The 7,000-nt window shown below is 72.8% G+C and carries 6 protein-coding genes and 1 pseudogene; 6 read left to right on the top strand and 1 reads right to left on the bottom strand.

The window, feature by feature from the left end:
- Position 1 precedes the first annotated feature (1 nt).
- Positions 2 to 1,267 (bottom strand): FAD-binding domain-containing protein, encoded by a 1,266-nt coding sequence (locus ADBZ5U_RS05025; protein ID WP_526263007.1) that lies wholly within the window; start codon positions 1,265 to 1,267, stop codon positions 2 to 4.
- Positions 1,268 to 1,395: 128 nt separating this feature from the next.
- Here ADBZ5U_RS05025 and ADBZ5U_RS05020 point away from each other — a divergent pair, with 128 nt between their 5' ends.
- The 6 genes and pseudogenes from ADBZ5U_RS05020 to ADBZ5U_RS04995 form a co-directional block, all read left to right on the top strand.
- Positions 1,396 to 1,596, top strand: a complete 201-nt coding sequence (locus ADBZ5U_RS05020; protein ID WP_526263005.1) for a type II toxin-antitoxin system VapB family antitoxin — start codon at positions 1,396 to 1,398, stop codon at positions 1,594 to 1,596.
- Positions 1,593 to 2,006, top strand: a complete 414-nt coding sequence (gene vapC / locus ADBZ5U_RS05015) for a type II toxin-antitoxin system VapC family toxin (protein WP_526263003.1) — start codon at positions 1,593 to 1,595, stop codon at positions 2,004 to 2,006. The genes ADBZ5U_RS05020 and vapC overlap by 4 nt, the downstream gene beginning before the upstream one ends.
- Before the next feature lie 14 nt (positions 2,007 to 2,020).
- Positions 2,021 to 3,274, top strand: a complete 1,254-nt coding sequence (locus ADBZ5U_RS05010; protein ID WP_526263001.1) for a chloride channel protein — start codon at positions 2,021 to 2,023, stop codon at positions 3,272 to 3,274.
- A gap of 67 nt (positions 3,275 to 3,341) precedes the next feature.
- Positions 3,342 to 5,786, top strand: coding sequence for an SCO7613 C-terminal domain-containing membrane protein (locus ADBZ5U_RS05005; protein ID WP_526262999.1), 2,445 nt, complete (start codon positions 3,342 to 3,344; stop codon positions 5,784 to 5,786).
- Between the two features lie 56 nt (positions 5,787 to 5,842).
- The gene (locus ADBZ5U_RS05000; protein ID WP_526262997.1) at positions 5,843 to 6,661 is read left to right on the top strand and encodes a glutamate ABC transporter substrate-binding protein; all 819 of its coding nucleotides are present in this window, start codon (positions 5,843 to 5,845) and stop codon (positions 6,659 to 6,661) included.
- A 146-nt stretch (positions 6,662 to 6,807) separates the two neighbouring features.
- A pseudogene (locus ADBZ5U_RS04995) lies at positions 6,808 to 7,000 on the top strand (hypothetical protein); the annotation flags it as partial.

Here is a 7,000-nt window from a genome sequence, read left to right as displayed (position 1 = left end):
GCTACTGAGGGTACTTGCGGCCCTTGCTCCACGCCGTGTACGAGCCGACCGGACCGGGCCGGGGACGCTCCAGCCACGGCCACGGGTGCAGCGACACCACATCGAGTCGGCCCGCCCGTGCCCGCCAGCCCGGAACCGGCGCGAACGTGGTGGCCAGCTGCTTGCCCTGCAGCACCGAGACCGGGTCACCGCGGAAGATGCGCAGTTCCCGGCGGGTGGCCAGCTCGGCGAGTGACTCGGCAAGGAAGACAAGCCGATTCGCCGACAGCTGCAGCCGGCGCAGCAGCGGCTCGTCGAAGACGAACACCACCGGCAGGTCGGGATGCGCCACCGCGGCCGGTTCGCGGTCACCGAGGCTCTCGGCGGTGATCCAAACGGCCTCGGGCCGGCCGGTGTGCCGGGCGACCGCCGGCCCCGCCGTCGCCTCGGGGTCGTCGTCGCGCCTGAGTCGGGTGTCGAGGACGTCCCGGGGTTCGCGTTCCTCGGTGGCCGGCCACTGCTGGATCGGGCAGCGGGACTGCAGGGGACAGCGCTGGCAGAGCCCCGGCGCCCTCTTCTCCACCTGCCAGCGGGAGAATCCGTAGGCCTTGCCGGTGAGCGCGCCGGTGGTCCACTGCCAGCCGAGCCTGTTGGCGGCCCGCGAGCCGTCCAGCAGGTGCCGGTACATCAGATCCTCGCCGTCGCGCCAGCCCAGTCCGGCCCGGACGGCCCAGTGCGAAGCCAGCCACATCCGGGTCTGGTTGGTCAGCCAGCCCTCGCCGACCAGTTCCGACCATGCCGAGTCCAGACACAGCGCCTCGGAGATCCAGGGATTCGCGGTGGCTGCGGCGTCGTCGCCGGAGCGCTCGGCGACCTCGAAACGCAGGGACCGCCGCGACGCAGTTCCCATGCGCGCGTAGAGATGTCGGGCGTACTCCTGCCACCGCAGCTCGTCACGGAACTTGGTCGCATCCTCGGCCGGACCGCCGGCCACGTGGTCCCACACCTCGCGCAGGGTAAGCAGCCCGTGCCGGATGTAGGGGGACAGCCGTGAGGACCCGCGGCGCTCGGCCGGCCAGACGTCGTTGCGCCGGCGGGCGTACCCGCGGACGTCGAACCGCTCAAGGGCGGCGTCGGCGGCCCGCTGCCCGCCCGGCATCCGGGCTTCGGCCCCCGCGGGGACGGGTGTGCACAGATCGCCCAGATGCGTCAGCACCCAGTCGCGGACGGCCGGGCCGCCGGCCGGCGGATCGGGCAGGCTCGGTGGCGGCCCTTCAACGATCCCCACGACACGCTCCTTCGCCGGCGCCTCGCAGCAGGCTACCGACACAACGTGAGCTTCCGAAGGGCGGTACGCGGCGGCTTATGAGGTCGGCCGGTACACCAACTCTACACCGGTAGGTGTACGCTAGGTGTATGGCGAAGGTGCGCACCAATATCGAGATCGAGGACCGCTACATCGAGGCGATCAAGAGCCGGTACGGCGTCCAGACGAAGACCGAGGCGGTGGATCTTGCGCTGCGGCATCTCGCGGGCCAACCGATGACGCGCGAGGAGGCGCTGGCGATGCGGGGCGCTCACGCGATCGACGAGGTTCCCGATGCCGGTCCGGCATGATCCTCGCCGATACCTCCGCGTGGGTTGAGTTCGATCGCGCCACCGGCAGCAGTGCCGACCGGCGCATCGCCGAGCTGATCTCCGCCGACGGGCCGTTGATGTTCACCGAGCCGGTTCTGGTGGAGGTGTTGGCCGGTGCTCGCAGCGATACCCGCGAGGACGATCTGCGGCGGTTATTGCTGCGCTTCGATCTGGTCCCCTTCGATGCGGTCTCCGATTTCGACGCCGCGACGAGGATCTACCGCCGGTGCCGAAGCGCCGGCGTCACCCCGCGCGGGATGTTCGACTGCATGATCGCGGCAGTCGCACACCGTCGCGGTCTGGCGTTGCTCGCCTGGGACGCGGACATGTTCCGCGTCGCCGAGGTGATCGGACTGGAACTGGATCAGGCATCGCTGCGCGCGGAGTGACCCGGGATGAGCCAGTGAACCGCCGCAACCTCGAATTCGCCTGTGCGGTGGTTCTTGTCGGCTTACTGGCCGGCCTCGCGGGCGCGGCGACCACGGTCTTGCTGGACTTCATCCAGCACCTGACCTACCACTACCGATTCGGCAGCCTGCTCGACGGAGTGGCGGACTCGGGCCGGATCCGCCGCGTTGTGGGGCCGATGATCGGCGCGGCGCTGGCCGGCCTGGGCTGGTGGCTGCTTCGCCGACGGGCACCGGTCCCGACCGTCGAGCAGGCCGTCACCCGCCCTGCGCCGCTGCCCCGCGGTGCGATGACACTCGACTCCGTCCTGCAGGTCCTGCTGGTCGGATCCGGGGCCTCGCTGGGCCGGGAGAACGCGCCGCGGGAGTCGGCCGTCGCACTCGGTGATCTGGCCACCTCGCGCTGGGCGCTGACGGCCCGGGACCGGCAGATCCTGCTCGGCTGCGCCGCCGGGGCCGGACTGGCCGCGGTGTACGCGGTACCCGTCGGCGGCGCGTTGTTCGCGCTGCGGATCGTGTTGCGCACCTGGAACATCCGGGCCGTCGTCACGGCGCTGGCCACCTCCGGCCTCGCCGTCGTCGTGGCCGCACCCTTCATCCACGACGGACCGGTCATCCACTGGCCGCACCCGCGGCTGTCCTATCTGCTGATCGCGGTGGCGCTGCTGCTGGCGCCGCTGACCCTCGGCGTCGGACTGGTGTTCAGGCGCCTGATGGACCGGGCCCGTTCCCGGGTCGCCGAGCGGGGGCCGCGCGACACCTGGCTGCTGATCCCCGCGCTGGCTGCCGCCGGCCTGCTGGTCGGCGTCTGCTCACACTGGCTGCCCGAACTGCCCGGCAACGGTTCGAGTGTTCTGCTGGTCAGCGTCGACCGCAATCTCAGCGTCGCGGCCGCCGGAGCGATCCTGATCCTCAAGCCGCTTCTGACGGCGTTCTTCCTGCGGGCCGGGGCCGTCGGCGGCCTGCTCACCCCGGCGCTGGCGACCGGGGCGGCACTGGGCGCGTTGATCGCCCTGGCGGTGAACACCTGGACGCCGACGCACCTCAACGTGGCTGCGGTGTCGCTGGCCTGCGCGGCCGGCGTGCTGGCCGTCACCCAGGGTTCCCCCGGCTGGGCGGCGATCTTCGTCTGGGAAATCGCCGGCCCGCCGTTGTGGCTGCTGCTGGTGTTCGGCGCGGCCGCGTTCGGCGCGCATCTGCTGCAACGCGGCCTCGTCGCCCGAAAGTCTCTGATCGCATCAAGACGGTGAAGACCACTCCTGCCGGACAATGGAGTCACCAGGCGGCACCACGCCGCCCCTACCAGGGGAGTCGAGAGTGGAGGGTCAACCGCCCGCCGTGGATCCCGACCGTCAGGCGCTGGACGACCTGCGCGAGCAGATCCTGGTAGTCGACGGTCAGCTGGCCCGGCTGATCGACCGGCGCCGGGCACTTGTCGAGCAGTACGACCGGCATCGCGGGGCGATCATCGGCCGGCTGGGCCGGCAGGTGCCGGTGCCCGGACCCGGCGCGGGGGCGCCCACCGCCCGGCCGCCGGCGGGGGTCAGGACCAGGGCACTGCTGCTGTGGCTGGGTGCGGCCCTGCTGGGCATCTCGGCACTGACCTTCAGCGCGGTGGCCTGGTCGCGCCTGGGCGACGTCGGGCACGCCGTGCTGCTGCTGGCGGCGACCACCCTGAGCACCGTGCTGGCCGTCGCCGCCCGCGGGCGGCTGCCGATGACCGCCGAGGCTTTCGTCGGCCTGACGGTGGTGCTGGCGCTGGTCGACGTCTACGCGGTGCGGCGCGCCGGTCTGGGCGCCGGGATGTTGCTGGAACTGTGGTGGGCCATCGGCACCGCCGTGGTCCTCGGGTTCGTCGCGGCGCTGGGCCGGCTGACCGGCCGGCGCACCGCGCGTTTCGCGGTGGCCGCCCTGCTGCCGGTGCCGGCGGTGTGGCTGATCGCCGCGGGGTACTGGCCGACCTGGCCGACGGCGGCCGCCTTCGCGGTGCTGGCCGCCGCGATCGTGGCGGGGCTGGCCCGGTGGGGCGGTTGGTTCTACCGGGAGGGCAAGGTGGTGCTCGGCGTGCACGCGGCGGCCGTGTGGACGGTGGCCGCCATGCTGGCGTCCTCGGCGGCCCTGGAACCGCGCACCGTCACCGAGGCGGCCGGTCCCGCCCTGGCGGTCGCGGCCCTGGCACTCGCCCCCGAATTCGCCTGGCGCAGAGCCAAACAGGACTCGGTCCTCAGGCACGCGGCCGTCCTGGTTTTCATCGTGCTCGTGCTGGCGGCACTGACCCTGCTGGCGCCGATGCTCGACGAGGAGGGCACGTTCGCCGCCTCCGTCGTCCTCGGCGGCGCGACGGTGCTGGCCTCGTGGCTGCTGCCGCACGCCCGGCGCACCCCGGCACTCGTCGCGGGCGTGGTCGTCGCCACCCCGGGTGCGCTGTGGGCCTTCGGCACCGCCCTGCCGGCCGTCGGCGGGCCGCTCGGTTGGCTGGCCGACCCGTGGACCGGCACCGTCGACATGAAAGCGGCGACGGTGCTCGACGGCCCGCAGACGCCGGCCGCCTCCGCCGGGTCGTGGGCCGCGGTCGCCGCGTTGGTCGCCGTCGCCGTCGTCGCCGCGGCGCCGGCGCTGCGCCGGCAACCGGGCGATCCGCCGAGCGGCTGGCTTGTCACGCTCGGAATCGGTTGCGTCGCCGTATCGTTCGCGGCCGCCTCGGCGCCGCCGACCGCCGGGGCTTCGGTGTTGATCACGCTGACCGCGACGGCCTCCGCGGTCGTGGCACAGCTTCTGGCCGGGGCCTACGCCGGCCGCGGCGCGCCCGTTCTGGGCGCCGCCCCACTGGCGGGTGCGGTGTTCGCCGCCCTCCCCACACTGGGCTGGGCGGCGGTGTCCACCGGGGCCTCGGTGATGACCTCGGTCCTGGCCGCCGCCGCGGCCACGGCGGCGGCGCTGATCGCCCGCCGAGCGGCGGCCCTGCCCGCCTTCGCCGCACTGGCCGCCGTCCTCGGGGTGGTCTTCGTCGGGGTGGCCGCCCGCGCCGCAGGGGCGACGGTGCCGGTCGCCGGTTTCGCCGTGACGATCGCCGCGGCGGTGGTGAGCCTGATCGGCGTGTTCGCGCTCGGCTTCAGCCGGTACGCCGGGATCGCACTCGAATGCGCCGGCGCGGCAACGGCATTGGCGGGCACCTACCTCGCCCTGGACTCGCTGACCTGGCTGGCCGGCTCGCTGACCGCGATGGCCGTGGCCGCCGCGCTGGCCGCGCTGCGCCCGGACCGCCGCACGCTCTACGGCGGCGCGGCCGGCCTGCTGGCGCTGTCGGCGGTCTGGGCCTGGCTGGCCGCCGCCGAGGTCGGCGTGGTGGAGGCCTACACCGCCCCGGCGGCGGCGTTGATGCTCGCCGCCGGACTCCTGCGGTGGCGTGACGCGCCGGGCCGGTCCTGGTTGAGCCTCGGCCCGGCGGTGGCGCTGGGGATCGGCCCGACGCTGGGACTGGGCATCCTCGACGACGACACCCTGCGGGTGGTCGTCGCCGCCCTGCTGTGCCTGGCGGCCGTCTTGACCGGGGCGGTGCTGCGACTGCAGGCGCCTCTGCTGATCGGGGCGGCGGGACTGGTGTCCCTCGGCGTCGGCCAGTGGGGCGGGTATCTGGTGCAGTTGCCGCGCTGGATCACCCTCGGCGCGGTCGGCGTGGTGCTGATGTGGGTCGGTGCGACCTTCGAGCACCGCCGCCGCGACTGGCGGCGGGCCTCGGACGTGATCGGCCAGTTCCGCTGACGCGCCCTCCGATCGGGCAGGCCGTAGGCTGTCCTCCGATGAAAGGAATCCCGCTCATGAGGCTCTCACCCACCCGCATCATCGGAACCGCGGTCCTCGCGTTGGCCGTACCGCTGGCCGCGACCGCGTGCGGGGGTGACGGGTCGACGTCCGCGGACAAGATCGTCATCGGCACCAAGTTCGACCAGCCGGGCCTGGGTCAGAAGAACCCGGACGGCTCGATGAGCGGTTTCGACGTCGACGTCGCCCGCTACGTCGCCAGGGAACTGGGCTACCCCGAGGACAAGATCGAGTGGAAGGAGTCCCCGTCGGCCCAGCGGGAAGTCCTGATCGACAACGACCAGGTGAAGTTCGTCGTGGCGACCTACTCGATCACCGACGCGCGCAAGCAGAAGGTCGACTTCGCCGGGCCCTACCTGCTGACCGGGCAGAGCCTGCTGGTCAAGTCCGACAACACCGACATCACCGGCGCGGAGTCGTTGCAGGACAACAAGAAACTGTGCTCGGTGTCGGGATCCACTCCGGCGCAACGCATCAAGGACAAGTACCCCGGTGTGCAACTGCAGCAGTACGACACCTACTCGGCGTGTGTGGAGGCGCTACGCAACGGGGCCATCGACGCCGTCACCACCGACGAGGTCATCCTGGCCGGTTACGCCGCGAAGTCACCCGGCGAGCTCAAGATCGTCGGCAAGCCGTTCTCCGAGGAGCGCTACGGCATCGGCCTGAAGAAGGACGACGCCGAACTGCGGGCCAGGATCAACGACGCGCTGGCCAAGATGGAAGCCGACGGGGCCTGGAAAGCGGCGTTCGAGAAGAACCTCGGCCCGGCCGGCCTGACCGCCCCGACACCGCCGCCCATCGACCGGTACTGAGCGGGCACACCCCGCCCCGGCGCCCGGCCCCACCAATCCGGCGGCCCCGCGGCTCCGAATAGGACGTGACGGCCGGTCACCGGACCGGCACCTGACGAACACCGGCCGCGACGAGGGTCTCACCGGCCGGGGAAGGGCTTCACCTCATGGAACCGATCAGCAAATGGCTCGGTCCGGGACTGATCGTGGGCGGCCTGGGCGCGGCGATGCTCTGCGGCGCGGGTCTGGCCGGAGCCGACACCGGGGCCGACGCCGGCCCGGGCGGCCGGGGTGCGCACGCCGCGGCCTCGGCCTCGGGCAGCGGCGACTCGGCCCGCAAGGCCCGGTCGGGTCCGGCCC

The organism is Mycobacterium sp. (assembly GCF_040398885.1).
Lineage (GTDB): Bacteria > Actinomycetota > Actinomycetes > Mycobacteriales > Mycobacteriaceae > Mycobacterium.
This window is presented reverse-complemented; position numbering and strand designations above follow the sequence as displayed.

What these genes read in the sequence shown, in the direction of transcription:
- ADBZ5U_RS05020 (WP_526263005.1), top strand. Translation starts at nt 1,396, where the DNA reads ATGGCGAAGGTGCGCACCAATATCGAGATCGAGGACCGCTACATCGAG.
- vapC (WP_526263003.1), top strand. Translation starts at nt 1,593, where the DNA reads ATGATCCTCGCCGATACCTCCGCGTGGGTTGAGTTCGATCGCGCCACC.
- ADBZ5U_RS05000 (WP_526262997.1), top strand. Translation starts at nt 5,843, where the DNA reads ATGAGGCTCTCACCCACCCGCATCATCGGAACCGCGGTCCTCGCGTTG.